The organism is Texcoconibacillus texcoconensis, from assembly GCF_014202575.1.
Taxonomy (GTDB): Bacteria; Bacillota; Bacilli; order Bacillales; family Salisediminibacteriaceae; genus Texcoconibacillus; species Texcoconibacillus texcoconensis.
Map to the genome: position 1 here is coordinate 93442 of NZ_JACHHB010000006.1, position 22281 is coordinate 115722.

Annotated in this window: 19 protein-coding genes; all 19 read left to right on the forward strand. The window is 42.3% G+C overall.

Going from position 1 to position 22281, the window contains the following annotated elements; all coding sequences use genetic code 11:
• Positions 1–60 precede the first annotated feature (60 nt).
• Positions 61–1293: a murein hydrolase activator EnvC family protein gene (locus tag HNQ41_RS07910; RefSeq protein ID WP_184663875.1), complete on the forward strand. Its 1233-nt coding sequence runs from the start codon at positions 61–63 to the stop codon at positions 1291–1293.
• A 699-nt stretch (positions 1294–1992) separates the two neighbouring features.
• Positions 1993–3483, forward strand: a complete 1491-nt coding sequence (locus tag HNQ41_RS07915; RefSeq protein WP_184663876.1) for a S41 family peptidase — start codon at positions 1993–1995, stop codon at positions 3481–3483.
• Between the two features lie 159 nt (positions 3484–3642).
• Positions 3643–4863 (forward strand): PDZ domain-containing protein, encoded by a 1221-nt coding sequence (locus HNQ41_RS07920; protein WP_184663877.1) that lies wholly within the window; start codon positions 3643–3645, stop codon positions 4861–4863.
• 220 nt (positions 4864–5083) lie between these two features.
• Positions 5084–7069: an excinuclease ABC subunit UvrB gene (gene uvrB / locus HNQ41_RS07925; protein WP_184664009.1), complete on the forward strand. Its 1986-nt coding sequence runs from the start codon at positions 5084–5086 to the stop codon at positions 7067–7069.
• Between the two features lie 9 nt (positions 7070–7078).
• Positions 7079–9961 (forward strand): excinuclease ABC subunit UvrA, encoded by a 2883-nt coding sequence (uvrA, locus tag HNQ41_RS07930; protein ID WP_184663878.1) that lies wholly within the window; start codon positions 7079–7081, stop codon positions 9959–9961.
• Positions 9962–10101: 140 nt separating this feature from the next.
• Complete coding sequence (locus HNQ41_RS07935; RefSeq protein WP_184663879.1) at positions 10102–11220, forward strand: DUF4097 family beta strand repeat-containing protein; 1119 nt, start codon at positions 10102–10104, stop codon at positions 11218–11220.
• Between the two features lie 30 nt (positions 11221–11250).
• On the forward strand, positions 11251–11451 hold the full coding sequence (locus HNQ41_RS07940; protein ID WP_184663880.1) for a PspC domain-containing protein: 201 nt from the start codon (positions 11251–11253) through the stop codon (positions 11449–11451).
• Complete coding sequence (locus HNQ41_RS07945; RefSeq protein ID WP_184663881.1) at positions 11448–11798, forward strand: phage holin family protein; 351 nt, start codon at positions 11448–11450, stop codon at positions 11796–11798. The genes HNQ41_RS07940 and HNQ41_RS07945 overlap by 4 nt, the downstream gene beginning before the upstream one ends.
• A 269-nt stretch (positions 11799–12067) precedes the next feature.
• Complete coding sequence (hprK, locus tag HNQ41_RS07950) at positions 12068–13006, forward strand: HPr(Ser) kinase/phosphatase (protein WP_184663882.1); 939 nt, start codon at positions 12068–12070, stop codon at positions 13004–13006.
• Between the two features lie 125 nt (positions 13007–13131).
• Positions 13132–13992, forward strand: coding sequence for a prolipoprotein diacylglyceryl transferase (gene lgt, locus HNQ41_RS07955; protein WP_184663883.1), 861 nt, complete (start codon positions 13132–13134; stop codon positions 13990–13992).
• Positions 13993–14095: 103 nt separating this feature from the next.
• Positions 14096–15040: a nucleoside recognition domain-containing protein gene (locus HNQ41_RS07960; protein WP_184663884.1), complete on the forward strand. Its 945-nt coding sequence runs from the start codon at positions 14096–14098 to the stop codon at positions 15038–15040.
• Positions 15041–15068: 28 nt separating this feature from the next.
• Positions 15069–15722: a pyrophosphatase PpaX gene (gene ppaX / locus HNQ41_RS07965; RefSeq protein ID WP_184664010.1), complete on the forward strand. Its 654-nt coding sequence runs from the start codon at positions 15069–15071 to the stop codon at positions 15720–15722.
• Positions 15719–16228: an acyltransferase gene (locus HNQ41_RS07970; protein ID WP_184663885.1), complete on the forward strand. Its 510-nt coding sequence runs from the start codon at positions 15719–15721 to the stop codon at positions 16226–16228. The genes ppaX and HNQ41_RS07970 overlap by 4 nt, the downstream gene beginning before the upstream one ends.
• Positions 16229–17221: 993 nt before the next feature.
• Complete coding sequence (locus HNQ41_RS07975; RefSeq protein ID WP_184663886.1) at positions 17222–18409, forward strand: ATP phosphoribosyltransferase regulatory subunit; 1188 nt, start codon at positions 17222–17224, stop codon at positions 18407–18409.
• A 19-nt stretch (positions 18410–18428) separates the two neighbouring features.
• A complete protein-coding gene (gene hisG / locus HNQ41_RS07980; protein WP_184664011.1) occupies positions 18429–19052 on the forward strand; it encodes an ATP phosphoribosyltransferase in 624 nt (207 codons plus the stop codon).
• Entirely contained in the window at positions 19049–20335 is a 1287-nt protein-coding gene (gene hisD, locus HNQ41_RS07985; protein WP_184663887.1) for a histidinol dehydrogenase, read from the forward strand. The genes hisG and hisD overlap by 4 nt, the downstream gene beginning before the upstream one ends.
• A complete protein-coding gene (gene hisB / locus HNQ41_RS07990; protein WP_184663888.1) occupies positions 20328–20918 on the forward strand; it encodes an imidazoleglycerol-phosphate dehydratase HisB in 591 nt (196 codons plus the stop codon). The genes hisD and hisB overlap by 8 nt, the downstream gene beginning before the upstream one ends.
• On the forward strand, positions 20919–21560 hold the full coding sequence (hisH, locus tag HNQ41_RS07995; RefSeq protein WP_184663889.1) for an imidazole glycerol phosphate synthase subunit HisH: 642 nt from the start codon (positions 20919–20921) through the stop codon (positions 21558–21560). It begins immediately after the preceding gene.
• On the forward strand, positions 21553–22281 hold the full coding sequence (hisA, locus tag HNQ41_RS08000) for a 1-(5-phosphoribosyl)-5-[(5-phosphoribosylamino)methylideneamino]imidazole-4-carboxamide isomerase (protein WP_184663890.1): 729 nt from the start codon (positions 21553–21555) through the stop codon (positions 22279–22281). Before hisH ends, hisA begins: the two co-directional genes overlap by 8 nt.

Sequence of the window (22281 nt, forward strand, 5' to 3'; positions counted from 1 at the left end):
AATTATTTGTCTATTGCCCTGGAAATAAAACGGTTGTTGTCGGTGAAAGGAGAGACGGATATGAAACAGAAGTGGGGAGCTAGTGCTATTGCCTTTGTTCTCGGTGTGTTACTTGTTTTTCAGCCGTGGAGTGAGGTTTCTGTTTCTGCAAATACGGGAAGCGATCTAGAGGATAAAATTCGTTCGATTCAAGAAGAACGTGAAGAAAAGCAAAGAGAAGCTGGAAAAACAGAAGAGGAAATGGAAGAGCTTCATGATGAAATCGCTGAAGTAGAAGCTGAAATGGCCGAAATAGACGCAGAGGTCGCGAAAACAAATCAACAAATTCGTGAAAAAGAAGGAGACATCGCAGAAACAGAAGACAATGTCACTTCATTAGAAGAGGAAATAGTGGAATTGGAAGAGAGAATTGAAGAACGTGATGATTTATTAAAAGATCGCGTTCGCTCGATGTACCAAAACGGTGGAGAGGTAAACTATATTGAAGTTCTTCTCGGTGCGCAAAGCTTTGGGGATCTATTAGATCGCATTGCCGCATTAACAACAATTGCACAACAAGATCGAAACATATTAGATCAACATATTGCGGATAAACAAGCGGTCGAAGAAGCGAAACAACAACTCGAAGAAGAATTAGCCTCTCTTGAAGAACAACTAGAAGACTTAGAAACATTAAAAGCAAACTTAGATAAACAGCGTGATGAAAAAGATGTCCTTATGGATCAATTAGAGGAAAAAGAAGTAGAGTTAAGTAATGAAATTATATCATTAGAAGAAGCAGATGAAATTTTACAAGCCCAAGAAGAAGCGAGAAAACAAGAACTTGAACGTTGGGAGGAACAACAACGTCAACAGCAAACGCAGCAAACGACGGAAACCAGTAGTGGTGGAGATGGTACGCTTCAACGTCCAGCAACCGGAGCGATTACTTCTGGCCATGGTCCGCGTTGGGGGAGTTTCCACCACGGAATTGATATCGGACAAGGTGGCAGAAGTAACGTGCCAATTGTCGCTGCCGAAGCTGGAACCGTGATTCGTTCCTATTACTCAGCTTCATATGGAAATGCGATTTTTATTTCACATAATGTTGGTGGGCAAGAGTTAACAACTGTATATGCGCATTTACAAAATCGTGAAGTGTCCAGTGGTGAACGCGTAGAACGTGGACAACGCCTAGGGTATATGGGAAACACAGGTCGTTCTACAGGTCCCCATTTACACTTTGAAGTTCATGAAGGACCATGGAATCTAGGTAAAACAAACGCTGTCGATCCACTTAGATATATTGAATAACAAATGAAGAAGGCTGATGGTTAAAAAAGTAGAAAACAGATCGATAAAATCGTCAAACATCTTATGTTACGATTATGTCATTTTGTACAATTTCTACCATTAACCATCAGTCTTTTTTCTTATCAAGACCATATAAAGTAGCTGCACAGTACATGTTGAACTATAAAAAAATAAGATTTTGTGTTAAGGGGATGGTTTGATCATTTCTTGAGATTCTTGTTAACAGCGTGTATAGTGAAGTTAAACGAAATCATTAAGACATAGGTGTTGTTTAAGTGAAAGGCTGTTTCCCTAAAAGGTTTTACTGTTGAATACAAATGAACAAGGTTACATCACCATATGTAGTTTGAATACACCAAGGCTCCTGAATCAGCTAAAAACGGTAACGTCCTGTTCATCACGGATGAGCGACGGAAATGTATATAAACTCCGGTTCAAATAACAATCAACCTATACGAAAAGAGCCAAATTTTTTTAAATAATTTAAATGCTTTACCGTATACTAGTTTTACTTTGTCGTAATGGAAAAATGCATAGCCATCGTGAAGATGGTATAAACTGAGGGAAAGTGAACTTGTTGGAAATAAACGGATGAATGTCTGAAGAACATTGCTTTACAAAAGATTGCTATTTTCAATCAATGTTGACCGTTTTATAACTGAAAACCTGTGATCTTTTTCTTACAAATGAGGTGAAAGAATGGAATTGAACCGAAAAATTTTCGCAGTCATCGTTGCTGTTTCAATTCTTGTCGGTGCTGGTGGAATGTATATGGGCTTGCAGGTGGCTGCTGGAGACAACGCCTTGCCAGTTATGGAACAAACCAAAGATGCTGATGATGAAACGACGTTCGAACAAGCGCTTCTTGAATCTACAAATGCAGATTCATTACAAAACATTGATAAAGCTTTTGACATGATTCGAGGACAATATTTTGAAGAAGTCGATGAACAAGCCTTGATTGATGGGGCGATTTCTGGAATGGTTGAGACATTGGATGATCCATATTCTGACTTTATGGATGAAGATACAGCACAGCAATTTATGCAGTCATTAGACTCTCACTTTCAAGGAATTGGTGCAGAGGTGTCGATGATGGATGGTTATGTGACGATTATGTCACCATTTCGTGATTCACCTGCAGAAGACGCGGGATTGAGACCGAACGATCGAATTTTAAAGATTGATGGTGAATCGGTTGAAGGTTTATCGTTGCATGATGCGGTCTTACAAATTCGTGGCGAAAAAGGTTCGACAGTGACACTAACGATTGACCGTCCAGGCGTCTCTGGTGAAATGGAATATGATGTCGTGAGAGACGAGATACCGATTGAAACCGTTCATAGCGAGGTCATTAGAGAAGAAGGGAAAACGATCGGTAAATTAGAATTGACCTCTTTTTCAGAGAACACTGCGGAGGACTTTGGGGATCGCTTACAACAATTAGAAAGTGAAGGTATTGACGGCTTGATTATTGATGTTCGCGGGAATCCCGGGGGTTACTTACAAAGTGTTGAAGACATTGGTGATATGATTATCCCTGGCGGGGAAACGATTGTACAAATCGCTGACCGTGAAGGTGGCGTTATTCAAGAAGTCTCTGAGCTTGAAGAAGAAAAAACATATCCAATCGTGACTGTTATTGATGAAGGAAGTGCTTCCGCATCTGAAATTTTAGCTGCAGCTTTAAAAGAGGCAGGTGGTCAAGAAGTTGTCGGGAAACCTTCATTTGGAAAAGGAACTGTTCAGCAGGCATTGCAACTTGGCGATGGTAGTGAATTGAAGTTATCAGTGTTTAAATGGTTAACTTCAGATGGCAACTTCATTAATGAAGTTGGTGTTGAGCCAACAGTGGAGGCTCAACAACCTGAATTCTTTTATTTATCGCCTTTAGCACTTAATGAAGATGAGCAGCTTGAATTTGATATGAATGATGAAAAAGTAGAAACAGCCCAGTTAATGCTTGAAGCGACTGGTTATGATCCAGGGCGAACCGATGGATACTTTAATGAAGAGACAGAAGCAGCTGTGCGAAGTTTTCAAGAAGATGAAGGTCTAGAAGTTAACGGGGTTATTGGTGAAAAAACGGCGGCACAATTGCACGATTTAATCATTGAAGCTATTCAAGACCCAGCTCACGATAAGCAGATGAAAACAGCTGTTGATGTACTTTTTGATGCGTTAGAATAAAATTGATACTTTGTGATAAGGCGAGGCTGACTTTAAAGCGGATAAGTCTGCCTCGCTTTTCACTTTTACATGATCAAATAAAGGATTTTTTCGTTCAAAAGAGAAGGAGTTAAAGAGCACATATGAAGCGCTAAGGATAATGAAGAGGAGGGGGCGTCATTGATAGGAGAAATTATATGGGAAATGGTATTAGCAATAGGTCGTTTTTTTATAAATCCGCTTTTATACATATTTATAGCATTTTCAATTTATATCGGTGTTCAAAGAGTCAAAAATGAGCGCAAGCATTTTCATATAAGGGTTTACGATGTTGTTGATGACCTCATTTCACCATTAAGCCGTGCATTGTTGGTGGGAGTGTTCGCTTCTTTCTTATTTATCACGATCGGTGTCGTTGTTCCAACTGGACTCCTTGCTCTATTTGCACTTTTATCTGTTTTTACGATCTTTTTGTTTCCATTTCGATGGACAAGCTTCTCTGCTATTGCAAGTTTGTCAATGTTTGTCATTCTTTTACAACCATCTGTCCCGATTGATTGGGCTTTCTTGAATACATGGTTGAATGATTTACGCTCGGTGGATTTATCAATGTTGGCCATTTTTATTGCGGTTCTTTCTCTTGTTGAAACATACTTGATTACTACTGATGGGAGTAAACGTCCATCTCCGCGTCTACAGAAAGGGACACGAGGAAAACCAATTGGTTTGCTCACATTGAAACAGCTTTGGATTGTTCCGTTGGTTACTTTTTGGCCTGTAGGTTCTTTGGAACTGCCATCTTGGTGGCCAACGATCTATGCAGATGGATCACAATGGGGATTGGTGCTTTTCCCTGTAACTCTTTCGTATCACCATGATTTAATGAGTCAACGTCCTGAAGAGGCTACCGGTCAGTTCGGAAAAAGATCCAGCTTGGTGGTGCTTCTCGTTACCTTTAGCGCAGTGATGGCCCTATTTTATCCAGTTTTTGCGGTAGTTACTGCTGTGCTTGCTTTATTTGGACGCGAATTTTTATTTGTTTTGGAAAAAATGAAAGAAACAAAAGGTTCTCCCATCTATACACTGCGTGAACGTGGGTTGGTCGTTGTCGGCGTCCTTCCTCAATCTCCAGCTGAAAAAATGAACATTCAAGTAGCAGAGTTGATCACGAATGTGAATGGGGTCGAAGTGAAAACTGAACGCGAATTTTATGAAGCACTACAGACAAATTCAGCGTATTGTAAACTTCAAGTCGTAGATGGTCGTGGGGAAGTTCGTTTTGCGCAAACGGCCATTTATGATGGTGAACATCATCAAATAGGTTTACTGTTTATTACAGATGAAAGTCAAAAAAGTAAAGAAAGCCTGCCAACTTCAAATGAAACGACGATGATGTCGTAAATGATCAAAAGAGAGGAGAGATCCTCTCTTTTCTTTATAGGGTATTTGGATAGGCTGCGGTTTGGGCAGACCTGAAAAGAATGCACGTTCGTATTTTGTGGATTGTGGTTTAACGTATGGTATAATGTGAACGATAGTGATGGACGAAAATTCGCTTATGTGAACTGAATCATAGCGTTAACATGTTCTCTTTTCAGGAAGGAGGAGTAACGTGAACGAGATAGAGAAAACGTTTGAGTTACAATCAAAATATGATCCACAAGGTGATCAACCCCAAGCAATAAGTGAACTTGTCGAAGGGATTAAGGGAAATAAAACACACCAAACTTTACTCGGAGCCACAGGTACAGGAAAAACGTTTACGATTTCAAATGTTATCAAAGAAGTCAATAAACCTACACTAGTTATCGCTCATAACAAAACACTCGCAGGACAGCTTTACAGTGAGTTTAAAGAGTTCTTTCCAAACAACGCTGTCGAATATTTTGTCAGCTACTATGACTACTATCAACCAGAAGCTTATATTCCACAATCGGATACATATATCGAAAAAGATGCCAGTATTAATGATGAAATTGATAAACTACGTCACTCAGCTACAAGTGCCTTATTTGAACGCCGTGATGTGATTATTGTAGCGAGTGTTTCGTGTATTTACGGTTTAGGTTCTCCAGAAGAGTACCGGGATCTCGTTGTATCTTTACGTACAGACATGGAAAAAGATCGCGATGAGTTGTTGAGAGATTTAGTCGATATTCAATACGAGCGTAATGATATTAACTTTACACGCGGAACGTTTCGGGTTCGTGGTGATGTTGTTGAAGTGTTTCCTGCTTCCCGAGACGAACATTGCATCCGAGTCGAATTTTTTGGTGATGAAATTGATCGTATGACAGAAGTCGATGCATTGACAGGAGAGGTGCTAGGGGAGCGTGAGCATGTAGCGATCTTTCCAGCTTCTCACTTCGTTACACGCGAAGAAAAAATGAAGCGTGCGATCGTCAACATTGAAAAAGAACTTGAGGAACGTCTAGCTGAGCTAAACGAGCAAGGGAAGCTTCTTGAAGCGCAACGACTTGAGCAACGGACACGCTATGATATTGAAATGATGCAAGAAATGGGCTTTTGTTCAGGGATTGAAAACTATTCTCGTCATTTAACGTTTCGTGAGGCAGGGGCTACACCTTACACGTTATTGGACTTCTTTCCTGATGATTCGCTGATCGTCGTCGATGAGTCACATGTGACATTACCACAAGTTCGAGGCATGTTTAACGGGGACCAAGCACGTAAACAAGTGCTCGTTGACCATGGCTTTCGACTTCCGTCAGCTAAGGATAATCGCCCACTTCGATTTGAGGAATTTGAAAAGCATATCAATCAAGCGATTTACGTTTCTGCGACACCTGGACCTTATGAAATGGAAAAGTGTCCGGAAGTCGTTGAACAAATTATTAGGCCGACGGGTCTCTTAGATCCAACGATAGACGTTCGTCCGATCGAAGGACAAATCGATGACCTCATCGAAGAGATACGCCTTAGAAGTGAACGGAATGAAAGAGTACTCGTGACGACGTTAACGAAAAAAATGTCGGAAGATCTTACGAATTATTTGAAAGAAGTCGGTATTCGCGTGAAATATTTACACTCGGATATTAAAACACTTGAACGTATTCAAATCATTCGAGATTTGCGGCTCGGTGAGTTTGATGTTCTCGTTGGAATCAACCTGCTTCGTGAAGGACTAGATATACCTGAAGTGTCCCTTGTCACAATTCTAGATGCAGATAAAGAAGGGTTCCTGCGAGCTGAACGTTCACTCATTCAAACGATGGGGCGCGCAGCACGAAATGCGAATGGACACGTGATTATGTACGCGGATAAAATCACAGATTCAATGAATGTGGCGATTGAAGAAACGAAACGCCGTCGCTCGATTCAAAAAGAACACAATGAAAAACACGGCATTACACCCCAAACGATCCAAAAAGCGGTTCCTCAACTCATTCAAGCGACATATGCAGCAGAGGAAGGCGAGACCTATGAAGCTACTGATGTATTTGAAGCACCGAAAATGAGTAAACAAGAACGAGAAAAAGTCATTGAGAGAATGGAAACAGAAATGAAGCAAGCTGCGAAAGAATTAAACTTTGAGCGGGCAGCTGAATTGCGCGATATTATTAATGAATTAAAGGCGGAAGGATGACGGTTAACTATGGCTTTGGAAAACATCGTTGTCAAAGGCGCGCGTTCACATAACTTAAAAGATGTGGATGTGACAATTCCTCGTGATAAACTCGTCGTATTTACTGGATTATCAGGATCTGGTAAATCGACACTTGCTTTCGATACGATTTATGCAGAAGGACAACGTCGCTATGTTGAGTCTTTATCGGCTTATGCGCGACAGTTTCTCGGACAAATGGATAAACCTGATGTTGATGCGATCGAAGGTTTGTCACCAGCGATTTCAATTGATCAAAAAACAACAAGTCGTAACCCACGCTCGACAGTCGGAACAGTCACAGAAATTTATGATTATTTGCGATTGTTATTTGCGCGAGTCGGCCACCCAACTTGTCCGAAACACGGGGTGGAGATTTCGTCACAAACGGTTCAACAAATGGTGGACCGCATTTTAACTTATCCAGAACGAACAAAATGTCAAATTCTCGCACCTGTTGTGTCTGGACGTAAAGGTGAGCATGTAAAAATTCTTGAGGATATAAAAAAACAAGGGTATGTACGCGTTCGTATTGATGGGGAAATGCGTGAAGCAACCGAGGAAATGAATTTAGAAAAAAATAAGAAGCACGACATAGAAATTGTTGTAGACCGCCTTGTCGTCAAAGAAGGTGTAGAAACACGACTAGCTGATTCACTGGAAACGGCGCTTAGCGTGGCAGATGGGCGTGTGATGGTCGATATTATTGATGGAGAAGAATTGTTGTTTAGTCAACACCACGCATGTCCGCATTGCGGTTTCTCGATTGGTGACTTAGAACCGCGCTTGTTTTCATTCAATAGCCCATTCGGAGCGTGTTCATCTTGTGATGGTTTAGGGAGCAAGTTGGAAGTGGATAAAGAGCTCGTCATCCCTGATCCACGCAGAACGTTAAATGAACATGCAATTGCTGCATGGGAACCGACAAGTTCACAATACTATCCACAGTTATTACAAAGTGTGTGCGCGCACTATGATATACCGATGGATGTTCCTGTTGAACAATTAACAGATGAACAGCTCGAATGGATATTATACGGCAGTGGAGCGGAGAAACTTTATTTTCGCTATGAAAATGAATCGGGTCAAGTCCGTGAACGTGAAATTTATTTTGAAGGGGTTATGAATAACATTTCGCGCCGTTATCATGAAACAAGTTCTGATTACATTCGTGAACAAATGGAAAGTTACATGGTACAAAAACCGTGTCCAAAATGTCGAGGTAACCGACTTCAAGAAGGTAGTTTAGCTGTATTGATTGCTGGGAAACATATCGGCGAAGTGACGGATATGTCGATTAAAGAAGCCAAGGCCTTCTTTGAACAGTTAACCCTCAATGAAAAAGAAATGACAATCGCTCGTATGATATTACGAGAAATTGAGGAGCGCCTTGAATTTCTCATAAATGTTGGGTTGGAGTATTTAACCCTTTCTCGTTCTGCTGGTACGCTCTCAGGTGGAGAAGCGCAACGAATTCGTCTTGCCACGCAAATTGGGTCTTCGCTCATGGGTGTTTTGTACATTTTAGATGAACCATCTATTGGTCTTCATCAACGGGATAACCACCGTCTTATTCAAACGCTTGAAAAGATGCGTGATTTAGGGAACACCTTGATCGTTGTGGAGCATGATGAAGATACGATGCTCGCTGCTGATTATATCGTTGACATTGGACCAGGTGCAGGAGCGCATGGTGGAGAAATATCGGCGATAGGTACACCTGAAGATATTCAAAAGAGTGATTCGTCATTAACAGGTGACTATTTAGCCGGTCGAAAGTTTATTCCTCTACCGATTGAACGTCGTCCTGTGACCGATAGGAAAATTACGATTAAAGGTGCAAAAGAAAACAATTTGCAAAACACGTCAGTTTCGATCCCATTAGGGGTGTTTAATGCTGTAACTGGCGTGTCAGGATCAGGTAAAAGTACGCTTATTAATGAAATTTTACAAAAATCGTTATCCCAAAAGCTTCATAAAGCAAAGCAAAAGCCAGGTAAGCATCGAGCGCTAGAAGGTATCGACCATTTGGAAAAAGTCGTCAATATTGACCAGTCTCCAATCGGGCGCACACCGCGTTCTAACCCAGCGACGTACACGGGTGTCTTCGATGATATACGTGATGTATTTGCCATGACAAACGAAGCGAAAGTGCGTGGCTATAAAAAAGGACGCTTTAGTTTTAATGTTAAAGGAGGACGGTGCGAAGCATGCCGTGGCGATGGTATCATAAAAATTGAAATGCACTTTCTTCCTGATGTTTACGTACCATGTGAAGAATGCGGTGGTAAACGATATAATCGTGAAACATTAGAAGTTTCGTATAAAGGGAAAACGATCGCAGACGTATTAGATATGACTGTGGAAGATGGTCTTTCATTTTTTGAAAACATTCCTCGGATCAAACGAAAAATTCAAACACTTTTTGATGTCGGTTTAGGGTATATGACATTAGGTCAACCAGCGACAACGCTCTCTGGAGGTGAAGCGCAACGTGTAAAACTAGCATCTCAATTGAGTCGTAGGTCAAATGGCAAGACTTTATATATTCTTGATGAGCCGACGACAGGCTTACATGTGTATGATATTGAGCGTTTATTGCACGTCCTACAACGCCTCGTTAAAAATGGCGATACCGTTCTTGTCATTGAACATAACTTGGACGTTATTAAAACCGCAGATCATATTATTGACCTTGGTCCTGAGGGTGGAGATAAAGGCGGTGAAATTGTCGCTGAAGGAACGCCTGAAAAAGTGTCTGAAATTGAAAGGTCTCATACTGGGCAGTATTTAAAACCGATACTGGAAAGAGAACGTAAACGTATGGCTGAACGCGTCGATGAAACAGCATCTTATGTGCCGACATCAAGTTAACGCATCGGTTACACTGGCAATGGTCCCAAAGTGTAAGAGACTTTACGTTTTGTCATGAATCGTTAACTCGCTTATTGGTCGAATTTCATAAGAATGTGTTTTTTTCGGCAATAGGTAGGATGATAAAGGAGGAACGTGTCATGCAAGAGGAACGAAAAATGATTTTAAAGATGATTGAAGACGGGAAAATTAGTACTGAAGAAGGGGTTCAACTATTAAATGCTTTAAAAGATGGCGGTGACGCTAAAAATGGAGAAGAAGCAGAGTCGGCAAGTTTTGAAAATGGACCCCAGTCTTTGAGTAAGCAAGTCGATTGGAACGCTGGAGGTGCGCATCGTGGCACCTATAAAGATACTTCTTTGATGCGTCGTTTCGGAGATTTTTTTGAAGACGCTGTTCAGAAAGTGAAAGATTTTGACCTTGACTTTAATTTTGGTTCCTCTGTCGAAGTCGAACATATTTTTCAACATACCGATGCCTCTGTTGAAAATATGAACATCTCTGTTGAAAATGGTGATATCACATTTGAAGCATGGGATGAGCCCGATGTACGTGTAGAGTGTAAAGTAAAAGTTTATAAAGTGAAGGACGCCCAAGAAGCTCGGCGCTTTTTCCTTGATGAAGCGATCTTTTCTTTGCATGAGGGGGCGCTTCAGTTTCGTTCACCTTCAAAATCCATGAAAGTAAATACTGTTGTTCGTATCCCGAGAGGAAAACTTCAACAAGTAAAACTTTATGCGTTTAATGGGAAGTTGACTGGGGAAACACTAAGCATGCAAAAATTTGAAGGGCAAACCGTTAACGGCCGCATTCAATTCGAAAAAATTGACGCAGAAGACGTTCACCTTGAAACGATTCACGGAAGTATTGCCATTGAAGAATTACGTTGTCATCATGCAGGCGGAAAAACGTTAAATGGGAGCATAGATTTATCTGTCGCATGTGGTGAGGTGGATATTGAGACCCTCAATGGTTCAATCCATTACACGTTAACAGACGCTCGTTCTGCTAAAGGTTACTTTAAAACGACGACGGGAAGTGTCACTGTTCACGTACCGAACAGTGTAAAAACCGAGGGTCAATTAAAAACGTACCTTGGCGGTATTCATTGTGACTTACCGAATTTAACAACAATCGATGAGAAAAAAGATTTTGCTTCCAAGTCGATGGCGTTTTTGTCTAATCGTGATGTAACGCCTCTATTGTATATTGAAGCGGAAACAAGAACAGGTTCGATTAACGTCAGTAATCAACCATAACGTGCTTGGCGAGGAAAGGAGGGTGACGCAATGAAGCGACTATATCGTACAGAGCATGACCGAAAGATTGGTGGTGTATGCGGAGGGGTTGCGCAATATTTCAATATTGACTCAACGGTTGTTCGAATTCTCTTTCTATTATTAATGATCCCGTTTGCCATTTTTCCAGTGGTTATTGCATACGCCGTTGGTGTATTTATCATGCCAAATGAAAGCGATGTTCGCCAATGACAGGTTGGCTATTACAATTACTTGTCAACAGTGTCATCCTTCTGTTTATCGCCCATTTTTTTACTCGTGTGGACATAGAAAGTTTTGGTGCGGCTTTATTAGCTAGTTTTATTCTTGCGCTTGTAAATCTGCTTGTTAAGCCGATCCTCGTCGTATTAACGCTCCCGATCACGTTTCTGACCTTAGGTTTATTCATATTTATTATCAATGCATTGATGTTACAATTGACCTCGACGCTAATGGGTAGTGAATTTGTCATCGATGGATTTGGAATGGCGATTGTTGCAGCGATCGTCATGGCTCTTCTCAATACGATGATTCATACGTTGATGTTGAAGCCAAGGTGATCATCGGTAAAGCAAAGGTAAACAGCCTGTAACTGGACATTGTTCGGTTGCAGGCTGTTTTTGTTGACAAACATTTACAAACAGTTTTGGCGTAAAATATGTGAAACAAATGTGATATGTTCACGGCTTAACGGGAATCATGGTAAAATAAATAAGTTATAATAAAATCTTGTCAAACATTTACTACGATTTATGTGGTTGTTTAAGAACAAACGCACAAGTACGAATGTGTTTGAATAAGTGCTCGTAATTGATAAGGAGGAACAACAATGCCCAAAGTGACAGCACAACATCTCATGGAACAGTTTCATTTAGAGCTCGTCAACCAAGATGATGATATTAACTATCGTCCAATTACGACAAGTGATATATCAAGGCCAGGAATTGAAATGGCTGGATATTTTACTTATTATCCAGCGAAAAGGTTGCAACTTCTCGGCAAAACCGAATTGACGTTTTTTTCGGAACTGTCAGAAGATGAAAAAGACGATCGGATGCAGCGCCTCTGTACATATGATACACCAGGCATCATTATATCTCGTAACTTAGAAGTACCTGAACAATTAATGCAAGCTGCTCGCGATGTAGGTGTACCGATCCTTCGAGCTGACTTATCGACGACGCGCTTAAGTAGTCAGTTAACGACTTACTTAGAAAGTAAACTAGCACCGATGACAGCGATTCACGGGGTGTTAATCGATATTTATGGAATTGGTGTGTTAATTACAGGTTCTAGTGGCGTAGGGAAAAGTGAAACGGCTTTAGACCTTGTTCGCCGCGGCCACCGTCTCGTTGCTGATGATTCTGTCGAAATCCATCAAGAACATGATAATATGCTCATTGGAAAATCACCTGAGTTAATTAGACACTTGCTTGAAATTAGAGGTCTCGGTATCATTAATGTTATGACCCTTTTTGGTGCCGGTTCTGTTCGTAACTTTAAACGAATAGGGCTTGCGATTCACTTAGAATTGTGGGATGAAAATAAAACGTACGATCGTCTCGGTTTGACGGAAGATGAGATGAAAATTTTCGATACACAAGTACCTAAAATGACCGTTCCTGTAAGACCAGGAAGGAACTTAGCGGTCATTATTGAAGTTGCTGCGATGAATTTCCGCTTAAAGCGAATGGGCATTAATGCTGCGCAACAGTTCTCGGATCGTCTCACGGATGTGATTGAAGAAGGCGATCAAGACGAATTTTAATTGATTTTTCTCAATGAAATCTTCACAAAGGTATGAGACGATGAACGGTAACTGCGCTTTGCACAGGTTTTAGCTTGTATCGAAAATCATGAAAAGCGCGAATTGAATAGAGAGAGGTGGAAACAATGGTTGCTTCAGTACAACCGTTAGACCCGGTTGCTTTTAACCTTGGTCCAATTACGGTCCAATGGTACGGTTTGATTATTGCCGTTGGGGCATTGCTCGGGTATTTATTAGCAAATCGAGAAGCAGATCGACGAGGATTACCGAAAGATACACTCGCTGATTTACTAATTTTTGCGTTGCCAATTTCAATCATATCTGCGAGATTGTATTACGTCATCTTCCATTGGCAGCATTATGCTGGTGATTTAGGAAGGATCATTGCGATTTGGGAAGGTGGACTTGCAATCCATGGTGGTCTGATTGGGGCAGTGATTACTGCTGTCGTGTTCGCGAAAAAACGCGGACTATCATTTTGGAAGCTCGCTGATATTACCGCTCCTAGTATTTTGCTCGGTCAAGCGATCGGACGTTGGGGAAATTTTATGAACCAAGAGGCTCACGGTGGGGAAGTGAGTCGCAGTTTTTTAGAAAACTTAATGCTTCCTGACTTTATCATTGATCAAATGTTTATTGATGGTGTCTATTATCACCCGACGTTTTTATATGAGTCGTTATGGAACATTGTCGGTGTTGTTTTACTCCTGTTATTACGCAGGATGAATTTGCGTCGTGGTGAATTATTCTTAACATACGTCATCTGGTACTCAGTTGGCCGCTTCTTTATTGAAGGAATGAGAACAGATAGTTTAATGATGTTTGATGTATTACGTACAGCACAAGTCATGTCAGTTTTACTTATCATCGGTGCCATTGGGCTCCTCATTTATCGACGTAAAGAAGGGTTAGCTAACATAAGGTATCTTGACGAAGAAACGAAGAAAAGTAAAAATAACGCACAAAAAGGAAAGAAGAAAAAGTAAACAGATTGTATGAAACGAGAGGGGACTTGTTAAAACGGAAAAAGATGGTCACCTTCTATCGTCATCGTTGTTAATCAACCGAGTGATTTGGGGGTTTTTGAAAATGGGTATGTTAAAACGAGGGTTGATGGTCGGTTTAAAAACGACATGGACGTTAGGGAAGATTATCTTTCCGATTACGTTACTTGTGACGATGTTAAGTCACACACCTGTTATGGATCGTTTGACGTCACTACTTGCCCCTCTGATGTCTATTTTAGGGTTGTCAGGGGAAGCAGCCATCCCTCTCGTTCTAGGAAATGTATTGAATTTATATGCGGCAATCGGTGCGATTTTAACGCTTGAACTGACTGTGAAAGAAGTGTTTATTTTAGCTGTGATGCTTTCGTTTTCTCATAATTTGTTTGTTGAATCAGCTGTTGCCAAGCAAGTTGGTTTAAAAATATGGGTCGTTTTGCTCGTGCGAATTGGTTTAGCGCTCGTGTCAGCATGGTTGATCAACCTTTTTTGGCAAGGTGGGCAAGAGATTGCCGAATATGGCCTTGTTGCCAGTAGTCAAGAGACGGTGAATGGGTTTTGGCCAATCGTTTATCAAGGGGTTGAAAGCGCGGTACTTGGGATTGTCCAATTTGCTGCCATCGTGATCCCGATTATGATGGGTATTCAGATCATGAAAGAATTAGGTTGGTTGAATGTGTTTTCTCGTTGGATGTCTCCGTTTACGAGAATGCTAGGTATTCGTGAAAATACATCCACGACGTTAGCTGCGGGGTTAATGTTTGGGCTTGCTTTTGGTGCTGGTGTGATGATTCAAGCGGTAAAAGAGGATGGTGTAGCGAAGAAAGACTTGTACCTCGTGTTTATCTTCCTCGTTGCTTGTCACGCGGTGATTGAAGATACGCTTATTTTTATTCCGCTAGGCATCCCGGTATGGCCGTTATTGATTATTCGCATTGTTACAGCAGTACTTCTCACAGTGGCGGTGGCCGTTGTTTGGAACCGAAAAGAAAAAAGAGATGCAGAGGCGTCGAGGGCCTACGGGGCCTAATTAAGAAAGGAGAGGTAATGTGAAACCGATTTTTAAAGATGTCGATACATTGCTATTTGATTTAGATGGAACGCTAGTTAATACAGTAGAGTTAATTATTAGTTCATTTTTGCATACATTAGATCAATTTAAACCTGGTGAATATACGCGAGAAGATGCGATTTCGTTTATTGGGCCACAATTGGCAGATACGTTTCAAAGGATTGATCCTGAGCGTGCGAAAGAAATGGAACATGTATATCGCACATATAACCATGAGAAGCACGATGAACTCGTTGAAGAATATGAAGGGGTTTATGAAACAGTTGAACGGTTGTACCAGGAAGGTTATAAAATGGCGATCGTTACAACGAAGCGTCGTGAAACGGCGGAACGTGGATTAAAACTTTCTCGTCTTGAGCGTTTCTTCGATGTCACCATTACACTCGATGATGTTGAAGAAGTAAAACCAGCAACTGAACCTCTTGATAAAGCATTGACACAACTTGGCTCATCAAGAGTGAGCGCGCTAATGATCGGCGATAGTAAGCATGATATCCTTGGTGGACAAAATGCGAACACGTATACAGCCGGCGTCGCATGGACGATCCAAGGAAAAGACAAGTTGGCAAGTTACAAGCCGGATGTCATGCTTGAAACAATGCCAGAATTGCTGACTCACCTAGGGGTCGAGGAGACATGAGTCGGCGGACAGACCGTTATCCTGTGAAGTCGTCGAATTCACTTTGGCAAGTGTATCGTACGGTATCGTTTTTTAAAGTCATGAAAACTTTCATTGTTATTCAGCTTTGTCGTTATAGTCCATTTATGTCAGTGAAAAATTGGTTATACCGTACGTTTCTCGGTATGGAAGTTGGAAGTCAGACGTCTGTAGCTTTAATGGTCATGGTAGATATTATGTTTCCTGAAAAAATTAAGATTGGTCGTAATTGTGTGATTGGCTACAATACGACGATTCTTACGCACGAATACTTAATTGATGAATACCGCCTCGGTGACGTTGTCATTGGCGATGAAGTGATGATCGGCGCTAATTCGACAATTTTACCAGGGGTGACGATTGGTGATGGGGCTGTGGTTTCGGCAGCAACGCTTGTCAATAAAGATGTGCCTCCGGGTGCATTTGTCGGAGGCAACCCAATGCAAGTGATAAAAATAAATCAACAAGAGACATCGATGAAAGAATAAATTTTCGTCTAACTGGTTTATTTCAGAGGTGGAAATATTCAAAAAACAAATGGGAACGCATGAGGTTTCAGACAAGAAATCTCATGCGTTTTTTTATTGCCCTGTCCACTAAACAGTCGTGAAATCACATATTAATCGCCTTATTCACATGGTTGGAGTTTCGGACAGAAAGGGGAGAAAAAGTAGTGGGTCTGTCCGAATAAGAAGTGAATTCGGACAGAAAGAGGGGGAAATGCAGCGTAACTGTCCGAATAAGAGGGTTATTCGGACAGAAAGAGGGGGAAAAGCAGCGTAACTGTCCGAATAAGAGGGTTATTCGGACAGAAAGAGGGGGAAAAGCAGCGTAACTGTCCGAATAAGAGGGATATTCGGACAGAAAGAGGGGGAAAAGCAGCGTAACTGTCCGAATAAGAGGGTTATTCGGACAGAAAGAGTAGAAAAAGCAGCGTAACTGTCCGAATAAGAGGTGAATTCGGACAGAAAGAGTAGAAAAAGCAGCGTAACTGTCCGAATAAGAGGGATATTCGTACAGAAAGAGGGGGAAAAGCAGCGTAACTGTCCGAATAAGAGGGTTATTCGGACAGAAAGGGAAGAAAAAGTAGTGTAACTGTCCGAATAAGAGGTGAATTCGGACAAAAAGGGGAGAAAAGTAGTGGATCTGTCCGAACCCAAGGAGTATCCGAACAATTGAAGAGGAAAAGAGTCCGAGCTTTCCGAAAAAACTAAGCTGAGAAGTGTATCTTCTTCCACTGGGTGGTTATTAGCTGAAAACACCCTCGGAACCGTTTACAATTATAGGTAACGAAAAAAGAGTGAATTGATTGAAAGTTTTCGGTTGACGGTAAACGGGAACAAAGGTAGACTACTATTTAAAGTTCTTTATTATATTATCACGTTAGCGAACTAAAGTAACGGAGTGCGAAGGATCGCTGTTCTTCGTTTCTATGACCTTTGAGAAGCCTTTATTTGAATTTACAGAGTGAGGTGGCATAAATGGTAAAACCTTTAATGTTTGAAAAACCAACAGGAATGCGCGATACACTGCCGAATTTATATCGTGTAAAAGAAAGCATTCGTAAAAAGACTAGTACTGAAATGCGTCAGTGGGGGTATGAACCGATTGAAACCCCGACATTAGAATATTTTGATACAGTTGGTTATGCGTCAGCAATATTAGAGCAACAACTTTTCAAATTGTTAGACCAACAAGGTCATCCCCTTGTTCTTCGTCCAGACATGACAGCACCGATTGCGCGCATTGCAGCATCAACGTTGAAAGAAAAACAACGTCCAGTTCGTTTAACATATGATGCAAATGTGTTTCGTGCACAACAGCGTGAAGGTGGAAAAACAGCGGAATTCGAACAAGTGGGCGTTGAATTAATCGGAGACGAAACGGTAAGTGCAGACGGTGAAGTGATAGCGTTAATGCTCTCGGCAATGAACCGCATTGAACTGCAAGACGTACAAGTTGCGATCGGGAATGTCGCGTTCGTTCATGCATTACTCATCGATATTCTTGGGAGCGAAGAACGGGCAGAAGTTTTAAAACGTTATTTATATGAAAAAAATTACGTTGGCTTCCGTCGTCATGTCGAGTCGCTTTCCTTATCTTCGATTGATAAACGTCGACTCGAAAAGTTACTAAAACTTCGCGGCGGACGAGAAGTTTTAGATGAAGCTTATGGAATCGCGGAAACTGAAGAAGCACGACAGGCACTTGATGACTTGGTGCAGCTATCCGATGTTTTAACCTCTTTCGGTGTCGAGGAAAACGTCCGTTTTGACTTAAATTTACTGATGCATATGAGTTACTACACAGGTGTTGTTTTTGAAGCGTATAGTTCAAATCTTGGCTACCCAATAGGAAGTGGAGGCCGCTATGATGAACTGTTGCGCCGGTTCGATCAACAAGAGGCAGCAACAGGCTTTGGCTTACGTCTCGATTTACTAGTGGAAGCGTTAGGGTCAGCTGAAGTTGAACAAGAGCAATCTACGTGTCTCATTTTCAGCCATGAGCGAAGAGCAGAGGCAGTTCGAGAAGCGAAGCGTCTTCGAGAAAATGGAGAAACGGTGGTTTTACAAGATATTGCAGGGATTGCTGATGTTGATGCGTTTTCCCAAGCGTATCCAAAGGTTGAGTATTTGATTGGAACGAACGGGGGTGGCTCAAGTGAATAATGAATGGTTAACGATTGCGATGCCAAAAGGACGTATTTTTGATGAAGCGGTTGAATTACTAAGGCTTGCTGGATATGATCTTCCACCCGAATTTGAAGAGTCACGAAAACTGATTATCGAATCGGAAAGTGCGGGAATGCGTTTTATTTTAGCCAAGCCAATGGATGTGCCAACTTATGTTGAACATGGTGTTTGTGACGTTGGTGTAGCAGGAAAAGACGTGTTGATTGAAGAAGAACGTGATGTGTATGAATTATTAGATTTACAAATTAGTGCTTGTTATATGGCGGTAGCGGCTCTGCCTGGTTATGAACGTAAGAAGGACATCGCTCCGAAAGTGGCGACGAAGTATCCGAACTTAGCTTCGAGTTATTTCCGTGCACAAGGCGAGCAAGTAGAAATGATTAAGTTAAACGGCTCGATCGAACTAGCGCCACTTGTCGGCCTTGCAGATCGCATTGTCGATATCGTGTCAACAGGTCAGACATTGAAGGAAAACGGATTAGTCGAAACTGAGGAAATGATGACGATCACATCCCGTCTCATCGTCAATCCAGTCAGTTACCGTATGAAAGCAGCGGCGATTGATGAGATGGTCACAAGGTTAGAGCCTGTGATCGCAAAGGAGGAGACCTCGGAATGAGCCGGTTAAAAGTTGTTCAAGTTGATGACCAAGTGACTTTGAAACGTTCTGTCGATGAAGGGACAGATGAACAATGGCAAGCTGTTCAATCGATTTTACAAGATGTGCAAAAGCGAGGAGATAAAGCAGTCGCGGACTATACGGACAAGTTTGATGGTGTTCGTCCATCACCTGTCCAAGTGAGTGGTGAAGAAGTCGAACGCGCCTATGAAAACTTTGCAACAGCCGATCTCCAAATCATTCGCGATGCGATCGCAAACCTTCGTGACTTTCACGAGCGACAAGTACAACAGTCGTGGTTTACGACAAAGCAAGATGGGACATTACTTGGGCAAAAAGTGACCCCACTTGATGCAGCAGGTGTATATGTCCCGGGTGGAACGGCGATTTATCCATCTTCGATTTTAATGAACGTCATTCCTGCACAAGTCGCAGGCGTTGAACGCATTGCGATGGTCTCCCCGCCTGATGAAAAGGGATGCTTAGCCGATTCGGTTCTTGTCACAGCAGCAGAACTTGGTGTAAAGGAAATTTATAAAATCGGTGGTGCACAAGCGATTGGCGCTCTGGCTTATGGCACGGAGACGATCGATCCTGTCGACAAAATTGTCGGCCCCGGAAACATATTTGTTGCCTTAGCAAAGCGTGCTGTCTTTGGCACTGTCGATATCGATATGATCGCAGGACCAAGTGAAATCGTCGTGTTAGCCGATGAATCAGCGAAGCCTACATATATTGCTGCTGATCTTTTAAGTCAAGCTGAACACGACCCAATGTCATCAGCGGTCCTCGTCACATCATCGAAGCGACTAGCAGAAGAAGTGGCAGAAGAAGTCGACCGCCAACTAGAAACGTTACCACGCCGAGACGTTGCTGAAGCATCGATCAAAAATTACGGTGCTGCTTATGTTACATCAACGTGGCAAGAAGCCATCGATACCGTCAATACACTCGCACCTGAACATTTGGAAATTATGACTAATGACCCGATGAAAGAGCTCGGCTCGATTCGCCACGCAGGTGCGATTTTTCTCGGTGAACATAGTTCAGAGCCAGTCGGTGATTATTTTGCAGGGCCGAACCACGTGTTACCGACAAATGGAACGGCCCGTTTCTCAAGTCCATTAAATGTAGAGGATTTCACGAAAAAATCGAGTGTCATTTCTTATAGCCAAGAAGCGATACAAAATAACGGAGAGGCGATCGCACGTTTTGCGCGCCTTGAAGGTTTAGATGCACACGCACGTGCTGTCGAAAAAAGATTGGGGGATCAAGATGAGTGAACGAAATGCAACAAAACAACGTTATACAAATGAAACAGAAATTGATTTGCAATTGGACATCGACGGAACTGGTGAGGCGACGATAGATACAGGCGTACCGTTTTTAACGCACATGCTTGACTTATTCACAAAGCATGGACAGTTTGACGTCAATATTCAAGCGAACGGAGACACAGATGTTGATGACCACCATACGACTGAAGATATCGGCATCGTACTCGGTCAAGCGCTCCTCGAAGCGGTCGGCGATAAAAAAGGAATCCGTCGCTATGGTGATGCGTTCGTTCCGATGGATGATGTGCTCGCGCACGTCGTCGTCGATATTAGTAATCGCCCACATTTGGAATTTCGTGCCGAACTACCACAAGCAAAAGTTGGCACATTTGACACAGAGCTCGTCCACGAGTTTCTTTGGAAGCTAGCTGTTGAAGCACGAATCAATTTACACGTAAACGTCCATTACGGACATAATACCCACCATATCATCGAAGCGATTTTCAAAGCACTCGGACGGGCATTGAACGAAGCGACAAGCATCGACCCAAACGTCAAAGGCATCCCATCCACGAAAGGAATGTTATAAATGATCGGTGTCGTCGATTATGGCATGGGCAACTTGCACAGTGTCAGTAGAGCTCTAGAGCGCCTCGGTCATCATTATTTCATCTCCGGAGATGCCGAAGAGCTAGTTGCCAAAAGCGATGGACTCATCTTGCCTGGAGTCGGTGCCTTTCCAGATGCCATGAAAGAATTAGACCGCCAAGGCTTAACCAACATGCTAAAAACATGGGCCAATGACGGACGACCATTACTCGGGATATGCCTAGGGATGCAATTATTGTTGGAAAGAAGTGAAGAACATGGACATACGACCGGTCTTTGTTTATTGCCGGGCCATGTCTATCGTTTTTCAGGTGAGACGAGTGAGGGCACCACTTACAAAGTGCCACATATGGGATGGAATTTATTGCGTTACCACAAGGAAGATCATCCGATGTTACAAGAAGTTGAACCTGGTCACGTCTATTTCGTGCACTCTTATGTTGCAAGCGTAGAAGAAGATGTGCTGATTGCTTCTGCTGAATATGACGTCCTTGTCCCTGCCGTCATCGGACGTGAAAACGTGTGGGGAACACAGTTTCACCCTGAAAAGAGTAGTGATATCGGAATGCGTATGTTGAAAAACTTTGCTAAGGCAGTTGAGGAGGGAAGCGGACGTGTTTAATGTATATCCAGCGATCGATATTCGTGGCGGAAAGTGTGTACGATTGATGCAAGGAGATTATGATCGTGAGACGGTGTATGGTGATTCGCCACAAGCAATGGCGGAGCGATTTGTTGACGAAGGGGCTTCTTGGATTCATCTCGTCGATTTAGACGGGGCGAAAGAAGGAAAACCTGTCAATGATGCGTATGTACTGGATGTTGCTAAAAACTTGCCTGTTCGTGTTCAAGTCGGTGGAGGTATTCGGACAGAAGAAGATGCCGCTCGTTATTTAGAAAACGGTGTTGACCGGATTATCCTCGGTAGCTCTGCGGTGTCTGATCCGGATTTTGTAAAAGCGATGCTCGCTCGCTTCGGTGGTGAGCGTGTCGCAATCGGGATCGATGCTCGAGATGGTTTTGTGGCAACAGAAGGTTGGTTAGAGACATCTGAAGTCCGTGCAGAAACACTAGGTGAAGAGCTTGTCAAACACGGGGCGGAAGTATTTATCACAACAGATATTTCCCGCGATGGCATGCTTAGCGGTCCGAACGTTGAGGCAATCGCACGTCTTGCTGAAGTAACGGGTAAAGAAGTGATTGCTTCAGGTGGGGTGAGTCAGCTTTCTGATTTAAAAGAACTGAATGCGAAGCAATCGGTCGGTGTTGCAGGTGCGATTGTTGGAAAAGCATTATACACCGATCAGTTTTCTTTGTCTGATGCGCTTAGGGAGGTAGAATAA

Bases quoted from the DNA above. Each gene is read 5' to 3' on its own strand.
- HNQ41_RS07960 (WP_184663884.1), top strand. From the start codon at position 14,096: ATGGGTATGTTAAAACGAGGGTTGATGGTCGGTTTAAAAACGACATGG.
- uvrA (WP_184663878.1), top strand. From the start codon at position 7,079: ATGGCTTTGGAAAACATCGTTGTCAAAGGCGCGCGTTCACATAACTTA.
- hisG (WP_184664011.1), top strand. From the start codon at position 18,429: ATGCCAAAAGGACGTATTTTTGATGAAGCGGTTGAATTACTAAGGCTT.
- hprK (WP_184663882.1), top strand. From the start codon at position 12,068: ATGCCCAAAGTGACAGCACAACATCTCATGGAACAGTTTCATTTAGAG.
- HNQ41_RS07910 (WP_184663875.1), top strand. From the start codon at position 61: ATGAAACAGAAGTGGGGAGCTAGTGCTATTGCCTTTGTTCTCGGTGTG.
- HNQ41_RS07945 (WP_184663881.1), top strand. From the start codon at position 11,448: ATGACAGGTTGGCTATTACAATTACTTGTCAACAGTGTCATCCTTCTG.
- hisD (WP_184663887.1), top strand. From the start codon at position 19,049: ATGAGCCGGTTAAAAGTTGTTCAAGTTGATGACCAAGTGACTTTGAAA.
- lgt (WP_184663883.1), top strand. From the start codon at position 13,132: ATGGTTGCTTCAGTACAACCGTTAGACCCGGTTGCTTTTAACCTTGGT.
- HNQ41_RS07935 (WP_184663879.1), top strand. From the start codon at position 10,102: ATGCAAGAGGAACGAAAAATGATTTTAAAGATGATTGAAGACGGGAAA.
- HNQ41_RS07975 (WP_184663886.1), top strand. From the start codon at position 17,222: ATGGTAAAACCTTTAATGTTTGAAAAACCAACAGGAATGCGCGATACA.
- hisB (WP_184663888.1), top strand. From the start codon at position 20,328: ATGAGTGAACGAAATGCAACAAAACAACGTTATACAAATGAAACAGAA.
- HNQ41_RS07915 (WP_184663876.1), top strand. From the start codon at position 1,993: ATGGAATTGAACCGAAAAATTTTCGCAGTCATCGTTGCTGTTTCAATT.
- hisH (WP_184663889.1), top strand. From the start codon at position 20,919: ATGATCGGTGTCGTCGATTATGGCATGGGCAACTTGCACAGTGTCAGT.
- HNQ41_RS07970 (WP_184663885.1), top strand. From the start codon at position 15,719: ATGAGTCGGCGGACAGACCGTTATCCTGTGAAGTCGTCGAATTCACTT.
- HNQ41_RS07940 (WP_184663880.1), top strand. From the start codon at position 11,251: ATGAAGCGACTATATCGTACAGAGCATGACCGAAAGATTGGTGGTGTA.